This window comes from Streptomyces flavalbus (assembly GCF_042674625.1).
GTDB classification, from domain to species: domain Bacteria; phylum Actinomycetota; class Actinomycetes; order Streptomycetales; family Streptomycetaceae; genus Streptomyces; species Streptomyces flavalbus.
The window spans coordinates 1,437,932-1,453,938 of record NZ_JBHTEB010000001.1 but is presented as its reverse complement, the minus strand read 5'-3'; the positions used below and the strand labels follow the sequence as shown (position 1 = coordinate 1,453,938).

Annotated in this window: 13 protein-coding genes and 1 pseudogene; 9 read left to right on the top strand and 5 right to left on the bottom strand. The window is 74.0% G+C overall.

Going from position 1 to position 16,007, the window contains the following annotated elements; all coding sequences use genetic code 11:
* Positions 1–47 precede the first annotated feature (47 nt).
* The 4 genes and pseudogenes from ACFQZ6_RS06375 to ACFQZ6_RS06360 all read left to right on the top strand — a co-directional run bounded on the left by ACFQZ6_RS06375 (position 48) and on the right by ACFQZ6_RS06360 (position 4,796).
* Positions 48–1,124, top strand: a complete 1,077-nt coding sequence (locus ACFQZ6_RS06375; RefSeq protein WP_381605475.1) for a quaternary amine ABC transporter ATP-binding protein — start codon at positions 48–50, stop codon at positions 1,122–1,124.
* A pseudogene (locus ACFQZ6_RS06370) lies at positions 1,117–2,939 on the top strand (ABC transporter permease/substrate binding protein). The gene ACFQZ6_RS06375 and the pseudogene ACFQZ6_RS06370 overlap by 8 nt, the downstream one beginning before the upstream one ends.
* Positions 2,940–3,503: 564 nt before the next feature.
* On the top strand, positions 3,504–4,070 hold the full coding sequence (locus ACFQZ6_RS06365; RefSeq protein ID WP_381605473.1) for a helix-turn-helix domain-containing protein: 567 nt from the start codon (positions 3,504–3,506) through the stop codon (positions 4,068–4,070).
* A 3-nt stretch (positions 4,071–4,073) separates the two neighbouring features.
* On the top strand, positions 4,074–4,796 hold the full coding sequence (locus ACFQZ6_RS06360) for a helical backbone metal receptor (RefSeq protein WP_381605471.1): 723 nt from the start codon (positions 4,074–4,076) through the stop codon (positions 4,794–4,796).
* Here the strand turns inward: ACFQZ6_RS06360 and ACFQZ6_RS06355 are convergent.
* Complete coding sequence (locus ACFQZ6_RS06355; RefSeq protein WP_381605469.1) at positions 4,723–5,823, bottom strand: TDT family transporter; 1,101 nt, start codon at positions 5,821–5,823, stop codon at positions 4,723–4,725. The two genes, ACFQZ6_RS06360 and ACFQZ6_RS06355, sit on opposite strands and share 74 nt — an antisense overlap.
* Before the next feature lie 71 nt (positions 5,824–5,894).
* On the opposite strand from ACFQZ6_RS06355, the gene ACFQZ6_RS06350 reads away from it, so the two are divergent.
* Positions 5,895–6,821: a LysR family transcriptional regulator gene (locus ACFQZ6_RS06350; RefSeq protein WP_381605467.1), complete on the top strand. Its 927-nt coding sequence runs from the start codon at positions 5,895–5,897 to the stop codon at positions 6,819–6,821.
* A 14-nt stretch (positions 6,822–6,835) separates the two neighbouring features.
* On the opposite strand, the gene ACFQZ6_RS06345 is transcribed toward ACFQZ6_RS06350, so the two are convergent.
* From ACFQZ6_RS06345 to ACFQZ6_RS06335, 3 genes are all read right to left on the bottom strand, one after another.
* Complete coding sequence (locus ACFQZ6_RS06345) at positions 6,836–7,534, bottom strand: gamma-glutamyl-gamma-aminobutyrate hydrolase family protein (RefSeq protein WP_381605465.1); 699 nt, start codon at positions 7,532–7,534, stop codon at positions 6,836–6,838.
* Positions 7,535–7,567: 33 nt separating this feature from the next.
* Positions 7,568–9,016, bottom strand: a complete 1,449-nt coding sequence (eat, locus tag ACFQZ6_RS06340) for an ethanolamine permease (RefSeq protein WP_381605463.1) — start codon at positions 9,014–9,016, stop codon at positions 7,568–7,570.
* A 229-nt stretch (positions 9,017–9,245) separates the two neighbouring features.
* Positions 9,246–9,977, bottom strand: a complete 732-nt coding sequence (locus tag ACFQZ6_RS06335; RefSeq protein WP_381605461.1) for a FadR/GntR family transcriptional regulator — start codon at positions 9,975–9,977, stop codon at positions 9,246–9,248.
* A gap of 108 nt (positions 9,978–10,085) precedes the next feature.
* Between ACFQZ6_RS06335 and ACFQZ6_RS06330 the strand changes: the two genes are divergently transcribed.
* The 4 genes from ACFQZ6_RS06330 to ACFQZ6_RS06315 are packed head-to-tail and all read left to right on the top strand — an operon-like array spanning position 10,086 to position 14,679.
* Positions 10,086–11,450: a glutamine synthetase family protein gene (locus ACFQZ6_RS06330; RefSeq protein WP_381605459.1), complete on the top strand. Its 1,365-nt coding sequence runs from the start codon at positions 10,086–10,088 to the stop codon at positions 11,448–11,450.
* Positions 11,451–11,458: 8 nt separating this feature from the next.
* On the top strand, positions 11,459–12,904 hold the full coding sequence (locus ACFQZ6_RS06325; RefSeq protein WP_381605457.1) for an aldehyde dehydrogenase family protein: 1,446 nt from the start codon (positions 11,459–11,461) through the stop codon (positions 12,902–12,904).
* A complete protein-coding gene (locus ACFQZ6_RS06320) occupies positions 12,901–13,719 on the top strand; it encodes a 3-oxoacyl-ACP reductase (RefSeq protein ID WP_381605455.1) in 819 nt (272 codons plus the stop codon). The genes ACFQZ6_RS06325 and ACFQZ6_RS06320 overlap by 4 nt, the downstream gene beginning before the upstream one ends.
* A 48-nt stretch (positions 13,720–13,767) precedes the next feature.
* Positions 13,768–14,679: a DUF2510 domain-containing protein gene (locus ACFQZ6_RS06315; RefSeq protein ID WP_381618106.1), complete on the top strand. Its 912-nt coding sequence runs from the start codon at positions 13,768–13,770 to the stop codon at positions 14,677–14,679.
* A gap of 14 nt (positions 14,680–14,693) precedes the next feature.
* On the opposite strand, the gene ACFQZ6_RS06310 is transcribed toward ACFQZ6_RS06315, so the two are convergent.
* Positions 14,694–15,896 carry an amino acid deaminase/aldolase gene (locus ACFQZ6_RS06310; protein WP_381605453.1) on the bottom strand — a complete coding sequence of 401 codons (1,203 nt, stop codon included), beginning with the start codon at positions 15,894–15,896 and terminating at the stop codon, positions 14,694–14,696.
* Between the last annotated feature and the right edge of the window lie 111 nt (positions 15,897–16,007).

Below are 16,007 nucleotides of genomic sequence, written 5' to 3'. Positions count from 1 at the left end.
TCAGCGTCCGGTGGCCCCGTCCCCGCAGTCGAGACATAGAGGTACGCGTGTCAGCCAGGCTAGAGGCCGAGCACCTTTACAAGGTGTTCGGCAGACGACCCGAGGAGGCGGCCGAACGGCTGCGCGGTGGAGCGGACCGGGAGGAGCTGCGGGCCGACGGCACCACCGCCGCCGTCATCGACGCCTCCTTCACCGTCGAACCAGGGCAGATCTTCGTCGTCATGGGCCTGTCCGGGTCCGGGAAGTCCACCCTGCTGCGGATGCTCAACGGGCTGCTGGAGCCGACCGCGGGCCGCGTCCGCTTCGACGGCCAGGACCTGACCGCGCTCGGCGCCGCCGAGCTGCGCGAGGTCCGCGCCCGGAAGATCAGCATGGTCTTCCAGCACTTCGCGCTCTTCCCGCACCGCGGCGTCCTGGAGAACGCCGCCTACGGCCTCGCCGTGCAGGGTGTGCCCCGCGCCGAGCGTGAGGAACGCGCCGCCGAGGCGCTGCGGCTGTGCGGGCTCGCCGGATGGGAGCGGTCCTGGCCGGACGAGCTGTCCGGCGGTATGCAGCAGCGCGTCGGCCTGGCCCGCGCGCTGGCCACCGACGCCGACCTGCTGCTGATGGACGAGTCGTTCAGCGCCCTCGACCCGCTGATCCGGCGCGACATGCAGGACCAGTTGCTCCAGCTCCAGCAGACCCTGAAGAAGACCATCGTCTTCATCACCCACGACCTCAACGAGGCCATGCGCCTGGGCGACCGCATCGCCGTCATGCGGGACGGCCGGATCACGCAGAACGGCACCGCCGAGGACATCCTGCTGCGCCCCGCCAACGACTACGTCGCCGCCTTCACCAAGGACGTCGACCGCTCGCGCGTGCTGACGGCCGCCGCCGTCATGGACACCGAGCTGCGCGGCGACGAGGCCGACTGCGACTGCGCCACCGCCACCCCCGACACCCCGTTCGGTGAGCTGTGCGCCCTCAGCGCGCGCGTGCCGCACCCCGTCGCCGTCCTGGACGCCGACCGCGCCCTCGTCGGCGTCGTACCGCCGCGGCGGCTGGTCGGCTTCCTCGGGGAGCGGACCGGCGCCCCGGAACCCTGCGCGAACGCGCGTGGGCAGGTGACCGCTCATGCCTAGGCTGCACCTCGGTGACTGGGTCGACTCCGGCGTCGACTGGCTGCTCACCCACCTGTCCTGGCTGTTCGACGCCGTCAAGGCGGTCCTCGGCGGGATGTACGACGGCGTGAACGCCGTGCTCACCGCGCCCGAGGCGCTGCTCCTCGCGGGCATCCTCGCCGTGGCCGCCTGGTGGCTGCGCGGCCTGGTCGCGGGCGTGCTGGCGTTCGCCGGGTTCGCGCTCATCGACTCGCTCGGCCTGTGGGAGCGGGCCATGTCGACGCTGGCGCTGGTCCTCGTCGCCACCGTCATCGCCCTGCTGATCGCCGTACCGCTGGGCATCTGGGCGGCCCGCTCCAAGACGGTCAGCGCGGCCGTGCGGCCCGCCCTGGACCTGCTCCAGACGATGCCGTCGATGGTGCTGCTGATCCCGGCGATCCTGTTCTTCGGGCTCGGCACCGCCGCCGGTGTCGTCGCCACGCTGATCTTCGCCATCGCGCCCGGCGTGCGCATGACCGAGCTGGGCATCCGCCAGGTCGACGGCGAACTCGTCGAGGCCGCCGAGGCCTTCGGCACCACCCCGCGCGACACCCTGCTCCGGGTGCAGTTGCCGCTCGCCCTGCCGACGATCATGGCGGGCGTCAACCAGGTCATCATGCTCGGCCTGTCCATGGTCGTCATCGCGGGCATGGCCGGGACCGGCGGTCTCGGCGGCGCCGTCAACGAGGCCATCGGCCGCCTGGAGATCGGCTACGGCTTCGAGGCGGGCGTCGCCATCGTCGTCCTCGCGATCTACCTGGACCGGATGACCAGCGCGCTCGGCACCCAGATCTCCCCGCTCGGCCGTCGCGCCGCCGCCCGGACCGCGCCGCCAGCGCCGCCCGGCTGTGGGCGCACCGGCCGCGTCCCGCCGTCGCGGTCGTCGGCGTGGTCGTCCTCGCCCTCGTCGCGGGCGGCGTCAACGTCCTCGGCTCCGCCAGCGGCACCGCCACGGCGTCCGCGGCCGACGTCGGCAAGGGCAAGGAGGTCAAGATGGGCTTCCTGCCGTGGGACGAGGGCATCGCCTCCACCTACCTGTGGAAGGAGCTGCTGGAGCGCCGCGGCTTCGAGGTGACCACCACCCAGTACGCCGCGGGCCCGCTCTACACCGGCGTCGCCACCGGCCAGATCGACTTCCAGACGGACGCCTGGCTGCCCACCACCCACGGGGAGTACTGGTCCACGTACGGCGAGCAGATCGACGACCTCGGCGCCTGGTACGGCCCCACTTCCCTGGAGCTGACCGTCCCGGCGTACATGAAGGACGTGAACTCCCTGGCGGACCTCAAGGCGCACGCCGACGACTTCGGCGGCAAGGTCATCGGCATCGAGCCGAGCGCCGGGATGATGGGCCTGCTGAAGGACAAGGTCCTCAAGGAGTACGGCCTCGAAGGCGACTACGAGGTCGTCGACGGCTCCACCCCGGCGATGCTCGCCGAACTGAAGCGCGCCTACGCCGAGAAGGAGCCGGTCCTCGTCACGCTCTGGTCGCCGCACTGGGCGTACAGCGACTACGACCTGAAGAAGCTGAAGGACCCCAAGGGCGCCTGGGGCGAGGGCGACGGCGTGCACACCGTGGCCCGCGACGGCTTCGCCGAGGACCACCCCGAGGTGGCCCGCTGGCTGAGGGACTTCTCCATGACCGAGGAGCAGCTCACCGGCCTGGAGTCCCGCATCCTGAAGGCGGGCCGCGGCAAGGAGCAGGACGCCGTGCGCGACTGGCTGAAGGAACACCCCGGCCTGCTGGACAAGTGGGCCCCCGTCGACGCGACGGACGAGAACCAGGCGACCGGGTGACCTGACCGGCCCGGACCGCCGTGTGAGCGAGGGGCGGGCACCGTCGTACTGATCTTCCGTGGGTACGGCGGGGCCCGCCCTTCGTGCTGCCCGGGGGCGTGCGGCGGGGCCCGTCCCTCGTGGTGCCCGGGGGACGTGCGGCGGGGCGTGTGTGTCCACCACAAGGATCCGGACAACCACGCAGCGCCATGCCACCCCCCGAACCAGGCGGGCAACCGCGTGCCGGGTGCACCGACTTCGCGCGTCGCCTACGGCGGGAAGATGGGGGAACACGGGAGGACAGCCGCGCATTGAAGGGAAGAGAGCCTTTTCTCCGCCGCTGGTCAGGTGCTCCGTCCGGGGTCCGCACCGCGGAAGGGGTTCCGTCGGAGGCGCCCCCGGCGGGATGATCCAGGTGGCGCGAACTGTGAGGTCGCACCCGACGCAGTGTGTCGTCGATGTGACGGCCATGGGAAACGGTTTGCCGAACATGCGTAGGGTGCAGAGAACTCAACAACAGGAAGAGCGCGTCGGGTCACGGCGCGCGTGGCGGAGCGAGGACGAGCGAGGGAGGGAGCCGGAGCGATGGGCGACCACAAAGAACAGCCCCTCCGCGTGGGCGCGGCCGTACGCCGACGGCGCCGCGCGCTGCAGCTCACCCTCGCGGTCGTGGCCGAACGCAGCGGCCTGTCGGTGCCCTTCCTCAGCCAGATCGAGAACGACCGGGCGCGGCCCAGCACCGGCTCCCTGGAGAAGGTCGCCGACGCGCTGAGAACGACCGCCGTCGAACTCCTCGCCGCCGCCGACCCGGCGTGCAGCGTCGACGTCGTCCGCGCGGAGTGCGTCGACCTGACGCCGCAGCCGCGGATGCGGTCCCTGGTGCGCGGTCACCACCAGATGCACGCCTCGGAGTTCACCGGCGACCATGACGCGGGCCGGGAGTTCCAGTACCGCAACGACCAGTTGATGTACGTCGCCGACGGCGCGGTGGAGATCGAGGCGGAGGGCCGCGCGTACCGCCTGGGCCGCGGCGACACGCTGTACCTCACCGGCGGGGTCCGGCACCGCTGGCGGGCCACGGTGCCGGAGACCCGGGTGCTGGTCGTCGCCGTGGCCGAGCACATCGAGGCCCTGCACGACCGGCACCGGTAGCGCGTGCGGCGGATCGTCTCCCTGGTGCCGTCGCTGACCGAGGCGGTGGCCGTGACCGTGCCGGGCGCGCTGGTCGGCGCCACCGACTGGTGCGGCCATCCGGCCGACCTCGACGTCACCCGCGTCGGCGGCACCAAGAACCCCGACACCGCCCGCGTCGCCGCCCTCGCCCCCGACCTGGTGATCGCCAACGAGGAGGAAAACCGCGCCGCCGACCTGGACGCCCTGCGCGCGGCGGGCCTCGACGTGCTGGTGACCGAGGTGCGGGACGTGCCCGGGGCCCTGCGCGAGCTGGACCGGGTGCTGGCCGCCTGCGGCGCCGGGGCGCGCCCGCGGTGGCTGGCCGAGGCGGAGGCGGCCTGGACCCGGCTGCCCGTCCCGGAGCGGCGTACGACGGCGGTCGTGCCGATCTGGCGGCGGCCCTGGATGGTGCTGGGCCGGGACACCTTCGCCGGGGACGTGCTGGCCCGCCTCGGCGTCGACCACCTCTACGCCGACCACCCCGACCGCTACCCGCGCGTGCCGCTGGCGGAGCTGCGCGCGGCGGCGCCGGACGTCGTGGTCCTGCCCGACGAGCCGTACCGCTTCACCGCCGACGACGGCCCCGAGGCGTTCCCCGGCCTGCCCTGCGCGCTCGTCGACGGGCGGCACCTCACCTGGTACGGGCCGTCGCTGGCCGCGGCGCCACGCGTGCTGGGCGAGGCCCTGCGAGCAGCGCTCCGCTGACCAGCCCGCGCGCGGTGTGCACGGCGGCGACCGCCCAGGCGGCGGCCAGTACGGCGTACAGGCCCGCCGCCAGCCAGCCGAAGGCGGCCAGGCCGGTGTGCCGGGCCAGTGAGTCGGCGCCCGTGACACAGGTGCCCACCGGGAAGGTGAACGCCCACCACGTCATCGTGAACGGCATCCCGAGCCGCCGGGCGCGCAGCACGTGCGCGGTGGCGAGGGCGCCCCACAGCAGCGCGAACCCCGTGACCGGCACCCCGTACAGCACGGCGAGCGCCCGGAAGCCCTCGGCGTACGGGGCGGGCAGCACGCCGGGGGCGACGTCCGCGAACTGCCCGGCAGCGGTCGTGGACTGCCCGAGCGGGCCGAGGACCAGGAACAGCGTCGGGGTGAGGGCCAGCGGCAGCGGCCCCCCGGCGAGCAGCCGCGCGAACACCACCGGCAGCATCAGCAGCGTCGCGAGCAGGCTCAGCCCGAACAGCGCGACACAGGCCAGCAGCAGCGTCTGCCGGGCCTGCCCCGCCGGGAGCCACGGCACCAGCAGCGGCCCGACCGCCGCCGACACCATCGGCGCGACCAGCGGCAGCAGCCACACCGGCGACGCCTGCGCCAGCCGCACCCGGTGGTGTACGGCCATCAGGTACGGCACCCCGACCGCCGCCGCCAGCCCGACGACCGTCCCCGCGCCGAACAGCCCGGCGCCCAGCACCACCGCGGCCGTCGAACCGGTCCAGGCGTGGCCGACGGTGAGGGCGCCGCCGCCGACGGCGAGCAGGGCCATCGACAGGCAGCCGTAGAAGGGCGCCACGGCCGGGTCGAGGAGGTGGGCTCGGGCCTGGTCGCGGTGGTGGGTCCAGTGCACGGCGCGGGCGGTGAGCAGCGCGGTCAGCAGGGCGAGGGCGAGCATCCAGACGGCGGCCCACAGGCCGAGCAGGGCGGGGGCGAGGCGGTGGCCCGCGGTGCCGAGGATCGCGGTGCCCATGACGGCGGCGTACCAGTGGGGTCCGAGGTGCCGGACGGAGGTGACCATGTCCTCCACGGTCGGGCCGGTCGTCCCGCGCGACCAGAGGGCTTGTCCCTATCGCCGCATAAGCTGGGTTTATGAGCAAGGCGGAGGACGAGGGACACGGGCCGGTCGGGGGCCTCGCGCACCGGGTGCCCGACCTGGGGGCGCTGGAGCTGCTGCTGGCCGTGGCGCGGCTGGGCAGCCTCGGCGCGGCGGCGCGGGAGGTCGGCATCACCCAGCCCGCCGCCAGCAGCCGTATCCGCTCCATGGAGCGGCAGCTCGGGGTGGCCCTGGTGGACCGCTCACCGCGCGGCTCCCGGCTCACCGACGCCGGGGCGCTGGTCACGGACTGGGCGCGCCGGGTCGTCGAGGCCGCGGAGGCGTTCGACGCGGGCGCGCAGGCGCTGCGGGACCGGCGGGACTCACGGCTGCGGGTCGCGGCCAGCATGACCATCGCCGAGTACCTGCTGCCGGGCTGGCTGCTCGCCCTGCGCGCCGAGCGGCCCGACACGGCGGTGTCGCTGCTCGCGGGCAACTCGGCGGCGGTCGCGGAACGCCTCCTCGCCGACGAGGCGGACCTCGGCTTCGTGGAGGGGCTGACGGTGCCGCCCGGCCTGGACGCCGTGGTGATCGCGCACGACCGCCTGGTCGTCGTCGCGGCACCCGGCCACCCCTGGGCCCGGCGCCGCCGCCCGCTGTCGGCGGAGGAGCTGGCGGCCACGCCGCTGATCCTGCGGGAGAAGGGCTCCGGCACCCGCCAGGTCCTCGACACCGCCCTCGGCGGGCTGGCCCGCCCGCTGATCGAGCTGTCCTCCACCACCGCCGTCAAGGCCGCCGCGGTCGGCGGCGCGGGCCCCTCCGTCCTCAGCGAACTCGCCGTCCGCGAGGAACTCACCATGCGCCGCCTGGTCAGCGTCCCCCTCGCCGACGTCACCCTCGGGCGCTCCCTGCGCGCGGTCTGGCCCACCGGCCACCGGCCCACGGGCCCGGCCCGGGACCTGCTGTCCCTGACCCGGGCGTAGGGGGATTCAGCCGCTCACCGGGTGCCGGACGCCCGCACCAGCGCCGCCATCACCCGTACGTCCTCGCCCATCTCCGGGTGCCACTGCACCCCCAGGACCCAGCCGCCGTCCCCGGCGGGCGGCACCTCGACCGCCTCCACGGTGCCGTCCGGGGCGTGCGCCGAGGGGACGAGGCCGCTGCCGAGGCGGTCGACGGACTGGTGGTGGTAGGTCGGGACGGAGGTCTCCTCCGGGACGGCGGCGGCGTACAAGGTCCCCGGCACGGGCTTGACCGGGTGGCGGCCGAAGACGCCGACCACCTCCGCGTGACCGTCGAGGTGCTGGACGAGGGTCCCGCCGAGGGCGACGTTCAGCAACTGCATCCCGCGGCAGATGCCGAGGAGCGGCACGCGCGCGTGGAGGGCCGCTTCGATGAGGGCGAGTTCCCAGGCGTCCCGCTCACGCGCGGGCGGCCCGGTGCGCGGGTCGCGGTCGGCGCCGTAGCGCGCCGGGTCCACGTCGGGTCCGCCCGCGATGACCAGGCCGTCAAGGCGGGCCACCGTCTCCGCCGCCCGCTCCGGCGCGTCCGGCGGCAGCATCACCGCGAGCCCGCCCGCCCGCCGCACCAGGCGCGGGTAACCGGCGGGCAGCAGCGCCGCCTCCAGCTCCCACACGCCCCAGCGGGCCCCCGGCTCCAGATAGGTGCTGATCCCGATCAGCGGCCTGGCCACCACACCACTCTCCCTCGGCTCCCTCGGCTGTTCCCGTCAGTCCCGTGCCAGCTCCGCCTCCGCCGCCGCCAGCGCGGCGAACTCCTCCTCCGGAGCCTTCGCCACCAGATGCCTGCGGCTGTACAGCCCGAAGTACGCCAGCGCCACGACGTACACCGCCAGCGCGATGAACGCCGCCGTCACGTCGACCAGGAACGTCGCCACCAGCGCCGCGCAGGCCAGCACCAGCGCCACCGACGACGTCACCACCCCGCCCGGCGTGCGGTAGGGCCGCGCGAGGTCCGGCTCCCGGCGGCGCAGCACGATGTGGGACAGCGACATCAGCGCGTACGAGATCGTCGCGCCGAACACGGCGACGTTCAGCATCCGCGCCCCGTCACCGGTGCCCGCCGCAAGACCGAACCCGATCGCGCCGGGCACCAGCAGCCCCAGGTACGGCGCCCTGCGGCCGCTGGTCAGGGACAGGAACCTCGGCAGGTAGCCCGCGCGGGACAGCGCGAAGAGCTGGCGCGAGCCCGCGTAGATGAGGGAGAAGAAGGACGCCACCAGGCCCGCGAGCCCGGCGTAGTTGACGATCCGGCTCCACGCCGTCGCCTCGCCGTCCGGCTGGAGCGCCTCCACCAGCGGGTTGCCCGCCTCCTGCACCGCGGCCGAACCGCGCGCCCCGGCCGCCGTGACGAAGGTGACCACGGCCAGCACCACCAGGATGCCCATGGACCAGACGATCGCCTTCGGCAGCGTCCGGGACGGCTCCCTGGTCTCCTCGGCGGCCAGCGGCACGCCCTCCACGCCGAGGAAGAACCACATGCCGAACGGGAACGCCGCCCAGATGCCGAGCAGCCCCATCGGCAGCCACGAGTTCGACCCGGCGGCCGAGGTGTCCACCGGGATGTCGTCCAGGGTCGCGGCGTCGAAGTGGGGGAGCGCGGCCAGCGCGAACACCACCAGCGCCGCCACCGCGATCCCCGTCACCACGAAGCTGAACCGCAGCGCCTCGCCCACGCCCCACAGGTGGATGCCGAGGAAGATCACGAAGCAGGCGAGGTAGACCGGCCAGCCCGACTCCAGGCCGAACAGGCCGAGCGACTCGACGTAGTCCCCGATGAAGATGACGATCGCGGCGGGCGCGAGGACGTACTCGATGAGGATCGCCGTACCCGTCAGGAAGCCGCCCCACGGGCCGAGCGCGCGGCGGGCGAAGCCGTAGCCGCCGCCCGCGGTGGGCAGGATCGACGACAGCTCGGCCAGCGCGAACACCATGCAGGTGTACATCGCGCCCATCAGCACCATGGCGATGGCCAGCCCGCCGAAACCGCCCTCGGCGAGGCCGAAGTTCCAGCCCGAGTAGTCGCCGGAGACGACGTAGGCGACGCCGAGGCCGGTCAGCAGCAGCCAGCCCGCGCTGCCCCGGCGCAGGGCCCGGCGCCGGAGGTAGTCGTCCGCCGGGTCGGCGGCGGCCTGTGGTGACGTGGGTTCCACGGTCATACGGCGACTCCCGGGGCGCGACGCAATGGAATGGACGCATACCTTTGTGGCCCCGACGGCGGGAAGGCAAGACCCGTGCGTTAAGTCGCCGTAAAGTTCACCGGCCCGGGGCGCGCCTGAACGGCGGTTCGGGTACCGGCCCGGGTCGCGCGTGGACGGCGGTTCGGGTACCGGCCCGGGTCGTGTGAACGGCGGTTCGGGTACCGGCCCGGGTCGTGTGAACGGCGGTTCAGGTGAGGAAGCCCCGCAGGAGCGCCGCCGTGCCCGCGCAGTGCTCGCGCGCGATCTCCCGCGCGCCGTCCGCGTCCCCCTCCAGCACCGCCCCCACCAGCGCCTCGTGCTGGCGCTGCGAGTGCTCCAGGTTGCGCACCAGCAGCGGGATGCAGTCCAGCAGGTCGTTCACCGTGGCCCGGACCGCGGCGTACTGCGCGGTCAGCGTCGGTGAGCCGCACAGCTCGGCGAGCGTGAGGTGCAGCAGGGTGTCCAGCCGCCGGTACTCGGCGAGCGGCGCGTCCTGCGTGGCCCTCAGGGCGTCGCCCAGCCGCGCCGCCCCCGCCCCCGTCAGCCCGTGCGCCGCGCACAGCCCCGCCGCGCCCACCTCCAGCACCTCGCGGAACCGCAGCACGTCCTCGATGTCCACCCCCGCGGTCCGGCGCCGCAGCTCGCCCTCGCCGCCGCCCGCCGCGCGCGGGAGCACGAACGTGCCGCCGTAGCGCCCCCGCCGCGCCTCCACGAGCCCCTGGTCCTGGAGCACCTTCAGCACCTCGCGCAGGGTCACCCGGCTGATCCCCAGCCGGTCCGCGAGGTCCCGCTCCGGGGGCAGCCGCTCACCCGCCGCCACCAGCCCAAGGCGCACCACCTGGAGGATCTGCTCCAGCGCCTCCTCGAACCCGTTGCCCGCCCGCACCGGACGCAGCACCGGAGTGAGCCGGTCCGCCACCGGGACGCCAGCCTCCGCCATGTCGCCGTGCCCCCTTCCCAAGCATTGGTCGGCCGCCATACCTTATGCCGCAGCCTATGGCTCCCGGCCCGCCTACGAAGAGCGCACCAGCCCCCAGGAGGCCCACCCGTGGCAGACCGCACACCCCCGCTCGGCGTCGAGGAGCTGCACGCCCTCGTCGCGGGCGGTGAGATCGACACCGTCGTCCTGGCCTTCCCGGACATGCAGGGACGGCTCCAGGGCAAGCGGTTCGCCGCCCGCTTCTTCCTCGACGAGGTCCTCCAGCACGGCACCGAGGGCTGCAACTACCTCCTCGCCGTCGACACCGAGATGAACACCGTCGACGGCTACGCCATGTCCTCCTGGGAACGCGGCTACGGCGACTTCGCCATGCACCCCGACCTGAGCACCCTGCGCCGGGTGCCCTGGCACCCCGGCACCGCCATGGTCACCGCCGACCTCGCCTGGGACGACGGCAGCCCCGTCGTCGCCGCGCCCCGCCAGATACTGCGCCGCCAACTGGAGCGGCTCGCGGAGCACGGGCTGACCGCGCGGGTCGGCACCGAGCTGGAGTTCATCGTCTTCAAGGACAGCTACGAGCGGGCGTGGGACGCGCACTACCGCGGCCTCACCCCGGCCAACCAGTACAACGTCGACTACTCCGTCCTCGGCACCGGCCGCGTCGAGCCCCTGCTGCGCCGCATCCGCAACGAGATGGCGGGCGCCGGGATGACCGTCGAGTCCGCCAAGGGCGAGTGCAACCCCGGCCAGCACGAGATCGCCTTCCGCTACGACGAGGCCCTGGTCACCTGCGACCAGCACGCCGTCTACAAGACCGGCGCCAAGGAGATCGCCGCGCAGGAGGGCTGCTCGCTGACGTTCATGGCGAAGTACGACGAACGCGAGGGCAACTCCTGCCACATCCACCTCTCCCTCGCGGACGAGGACGGCACCAACGCCATGGCGGGCGACGGACCCGGCGGCATGTCCGACCTCATGCGGCACTTCCTCGCCGGGCAGCTCGCCGCGCTGCGCGACTTCGCCCTGCTGTACGCCCCCAACATCAACTCCTACAAGCGGTTCCAGGTCGGCTCCTTCGCGCCGACCGCCGTCGCCTGGGGCCGCGACAACCGCACCTGCGCGCTGCGGGTCGTCGGCCACGGCCGCTCCCTGCGCTTCGAGAACCGGCTGCCCGGCGGCGACGTCAACCCGCACCTCGCGGTCGCCGGGATGGTCGCGGCGGGCCTGTACGGCGTCGAACAGCGCCTTGAGCTGCCCGAGCCGTGCCCGGGGAACGCCTACACCGCCGGGTACGAGCACGTGCCCGGCACCCTGCGGGAGGCGGCCGAGCTGTGGGAGAACAGCCCGATCGCCAAGGCGGCCTTCGGCGACGAGGTCGTCGCGCACTACCGCAACATGGCCCGCGTCGAGGTGGACGCCTTCGACGCCGCGGTCACCGACTGGGAGCTGCGCCGCTCCTTCGAACGCATGTGAGGCCCCCCTTGTCCCACCAGCCCCACCAGCCCCACCGGCCCGACCAGTTCCAGGCACCGCACCAGTCCGACCAGCCCCACCAGCTCCACATACTGAACCCCGCCACCGAGGAGACCGTCGCCACCGTCCCCGCCGCCACCGCCGCCGACGTGGACGCCGCGGTCGTCCGGGCCGCCCGCGCCCAGACCCGGTGGGCGGCGCTGGCGCCGGGCGACCGGGCCCGGCTGCTGCGCCGGTTCGCCGTCACCGTCGACGAACACCTGGAGGAACTCGCCCGGTTGGAGGTCCGCGAGGCCGGGCACACCATCGGCAACGCCCGCTGGGAGGCGGGCAACGTGCGCGACCTGCTCGACTACGCGGCGGGCGGCGTGGAGCGGCTGACCGGCCGCCAGATCCCGGTCCCCGGCGGCCTCGACGTCACCCTCCTCGAACCGCTCGGCGTGGTCGGCGTCATCGCGCCCTGGAACTTCCCCCTGCCCATCGCCGCCTGGGGCACGGCCCCCGCGCTCGCCGCGGGCAACGCCGTCCTCCTCAAGCCCGCCGAGACGACCCCGCTGACGGCGCTGCGGCTGGCGGAACTGGCCCTGGCGGCGGGGCTCCCCGAGGACCTGTTCCAGGTGCTGCCCGGACACGGCCCGGTCGCGGGCGACGCCCTCGTCGAGCACCCCGGCGTGGCGAAGATCGTCTTCACCGGGTCAACGGTCGTGGGCAAACAGGTGTTGGCGAAGGCGTCGGCGCAGCTCAAGCGCGTCACCCTGGAACTCGGCGGGAAGAGCCCCAACATCGTCTTCGCCGACGCCGACCTCGACACCGCCGCGGCCACCGCCCCCATGGCCTTCCTCGACAACTCCGGCCAGGACTGCTGCGCCCGCACCCGCATCCTCGTCCAGCGCACGGTGTACGACCGCTTCCTGGAACTGCTCGCCCCGGCGATCGAGGCCGTCCGCGTCGGTGACCCGGCCGACGAGAGCACCGACATGGGCCCGCTGATCTCCCGCACCCAACTGCACCGCGTCCGCTCCTACGTCGACCCCGACGCGACCGGCATCCGCGGCAAGGCCCCCGAGGGCCCCGGCTACTGGTTCCCGCCCACCGTCCTCACCGACGTCGACCCGCACGCGCGCGTGGCCGTCGAGGAGGTCTTCGGCCCCGTCGCCGTCGTCCTCCCCTTCGACGACGAGGCCGACGCGATCCGCCTCGCCAACGACACCCCCTACGGGCTCTCCGGTTCCCTCTGGACCCGCGACGTGGGCCGCGCCCTGCGCGTCTCCGGGGCCGTCCGCGCGGGCAACCTGTCCGTCAACTCCCACTCCAGCGTGCGCTACTGGACCCCGTTCGGCGGCTTCAAGCAGTCCGGCATCGGCCGCGAACTGGGCCCGGACGCGCTGGCCGCCTTCACCGAGACCAAGAACGTCTTCATCAGCGACACCAGCACGGAGGGCCCCGCACAGTGACCGAGACCGAGACCGGTACCGCGACCGGTTCCGAGACCGAAGAGACCATCTGCCGCCGACTGGTCGGCCGTACCGCCGTCGTCACCGGCGCGGGCAGCGGCATCGGCCTGGCCACCGCCCGCCGACTCGCCGCCGAGGGCGCCCACGTGGTCTGCGGCGACGTCGACGAGACCCGCGGCAAGGCCGCCGCGGAGGCGGTCGGCGGACTGTTCGTCCAGGTCGACGTCACCGACCCCGAGCAGGTCGAGGCCCTGTTCCAGGCGGCGTACGACACCTACGGCAGCGTCGACGTCGCCTTCAACAACGCGGGCATCTCCCCGCCCGACGACGACTCCATCCTGGAGACCGGCCTGGACGCCTGGAAGCGGGTGCAGGAGGTCAACCTGACCTCCGTCTACCTGTGCTGCAAGGCCGCGATCCCCTACATGCGGCGCCAGGGCAGGGGCTCCATCATCAACACGGCGTCGTTCGTGGCCCGGATGGGCGCGGCCACCTCGCAGATCTCGTACACCGCGTCCAAGGGCGGCGTCCTCGCCATGTCCCGCGAACTGGGCGTGCAGTTCGCGCGGGAGGGCATCCGGGTCAACGCGCTCTGCCCCGGACCGGTCAACACCCCGCTGCTGCAGGAGCTGTTCGCCAAGGACCCGGAGCGGGCCGCGCGCCGCCTGGTGCACATCCCGCTGGGCCGGTTCGCCGAGGCCGACGAGATCGCCGCCGCCGTCGCCTTCCTGGCCAGCGACGACTCCTCCTTCGTCAACGCCACCGACTTCCTCGTCGACGGCGGCATCTCGGGGGCGTACGTCACACCCCTGTAGGCGCCGCCCGTGCGCCCCGGGCCACGTCCTACAGTGGCCCGGGTGAGCATGACACCCCCGCCCGGCTGGTACCCCGACCCGCGCGCCCCGCACCTGGAGCGCTGGTGGGACGGCGCGGCCTGGACCGAGCACCGGCGCACCCCCGGACAGCCGGTCACCCCGCCCGCCCCCGCCCCCGGTGGCGGCGGGTCGACCGGCGTGAAGGCCGTCGCCCTCACCACCGCCGCGGCCGTCGTCGTCGCCGCGATCGTCACCGGCGTGGTCCTCCTCGGCAAGGACGACGACCCCACCGGCGCCCGCCCCGGCCCCAGCGTCTCCGCCCCCGCCCCGGAGACCAGCGAGCCGCCGCCGTCCCCCGCGCCCACCACCTCCGAACCCTCCGCCGACGACCCCTCGGTGGTGGTCGACGAGCTGAACGGCATCACCCTCCCCCTCCTCAGCGGCTGGGTCCGCCCCAAGTACGTCAGCGACGAGGACGTGCTGATGACCACGGACGGCACCTACGACTGCCCCGGCGAGGGCAGCCTGTGCCGCCACGGCATGGTCATCTCGCACACCGCGCCCCTGGAGGACGGCACCTCCCCGGAGGCGCTCGCCAAGGCCGACATCAAGGACGCCGCCGAGGAGGCCTTCGACCGCGACAGCCTCGACCGCCGTCCCTACGGCGGCATGGAGTCCCACGAGGTCGTCAAGTCGGAGCCGGTCGCGGTCGCGGGCCGCGCCGGGTACCTGGTGCGCTGGAAGGTCAAGACCGCCAAGGGACCCGGCGGTTACGTCCAGTCCCTCGCCTTCCACTCCACCGTCGGCGTCGAGGCGCCCGTCATCGTCCGCTACGTCTTCGACGCGGGCGAGGACGGCCCGCCCCTCACCGACATGGACCGCATCACCGAGGGCATCCGACCCATCGGCGACGCGGACACGGGCGGCGGGGTCGGCAGCAGCATCGGCCCGACGGACTGACGTACGGCACCGGCCTACAGGAAGGTGTGCCCCTCGCCCCGGTACGTCGGCACGGTCGCCGTCACCGCGTCGCCCTCCACCAGGTGCAACACGTCGAACCGCTCGCACAGCTCACCGGCCTTGGCGTGCCGGAACCACACCTTGTCCCCGATGAGCAGGTCGTCGGCGGGCGCCCCCAGCAGCGGCGTCTGCACCTCACCGGCGCCCTCCTGGGGGTCGTAGCGCAGCCCCTCCGGCAGGTACGGCTCCGGCAGCCGGTCCCGGCCCGGCGCCCCCGACGCGGGGTAGCCGCCGCCGAGCACCGTCACCACGCCCACCCCGGGCCGCCGCACCACCGGCGCGGCGAACAGCGCGGCCGGACGCCCCGTGAACGACGTGTAGTTGTCGAACAGCCGCGGCACGTACAGCCCCGACCCGGCCGCGACCTCGGTGACCGCGTCCTCCGCGGCCGTGTGCTGCACGCTGCCCGTCCCGCCGCCGTTGACGAACTCAAGCCCCGGCGCCACCTCCCGTACCGCCCGCACCACCGCCGCCCGCCGCTCCGCCAGCTCCCGGCGCGCCGCCGCCTGCATCAGCCGCACCGCCCGCGACCGCACCGGCCGCCCGGCGACGGAGTCACCGACGCCGGCGACGTGACCCTCGTACGCCATGATCCCCACGACCTCGAAGCCCGGCCGCCGGGCCACCACCCGCGCCAGGTCCGCCACCGCGGCGGGGGAGTGCAGCGGGGAGCGGCGGGCACCGATCCGCACCCGGCCGCCCAGCAGCCGCAGCGAGGTGTCCAACTCCAGGCACACCCGCACCACTTCACGCCCGCCGTCGCGCGCCTCGTCGATCAGCCGCAACTGGGCCGGGTCGTCGATCATCACCGTGACCGAGGCGGCCAGCTTGGGGTCGGCGGTCAGCTCGGCGTACCCGGCGCGGTCCGCGGACGGGTAGGCGAGCAGCACGTCCGCGAAGCCGGAGCGGGCCAGCCACAGGGACTCGGCCAGCGTGAAGGACATCACGCCCGCGAAGCCGTCCCGCGCGAGCACGCGCTCCAGCAGCGCCCGGCAGCGCACGGACTTGCTGGCGACCCGGACCGGCTTGCCCCCGGCCCGGCGGACCAGATCGTCCGCGTTGGCGTCGAAGGCGGCCAGGTCGACGATCGCGAGGGGGGCGTCGAGGTCGGCGGTGGCCCGGTCGTAACGGGCCCGGTCAGTGGCGCGCGCAGTCATGAACGAAGCCTGCCAGACCGGGTTACCGCAAGGTAGGGGGATGTTCCGGGCAGATGCCCCGGCGTCGCGGACTGGTTCCCGTTCGCGGCGCGGCAACCCGTAGAGTGACGT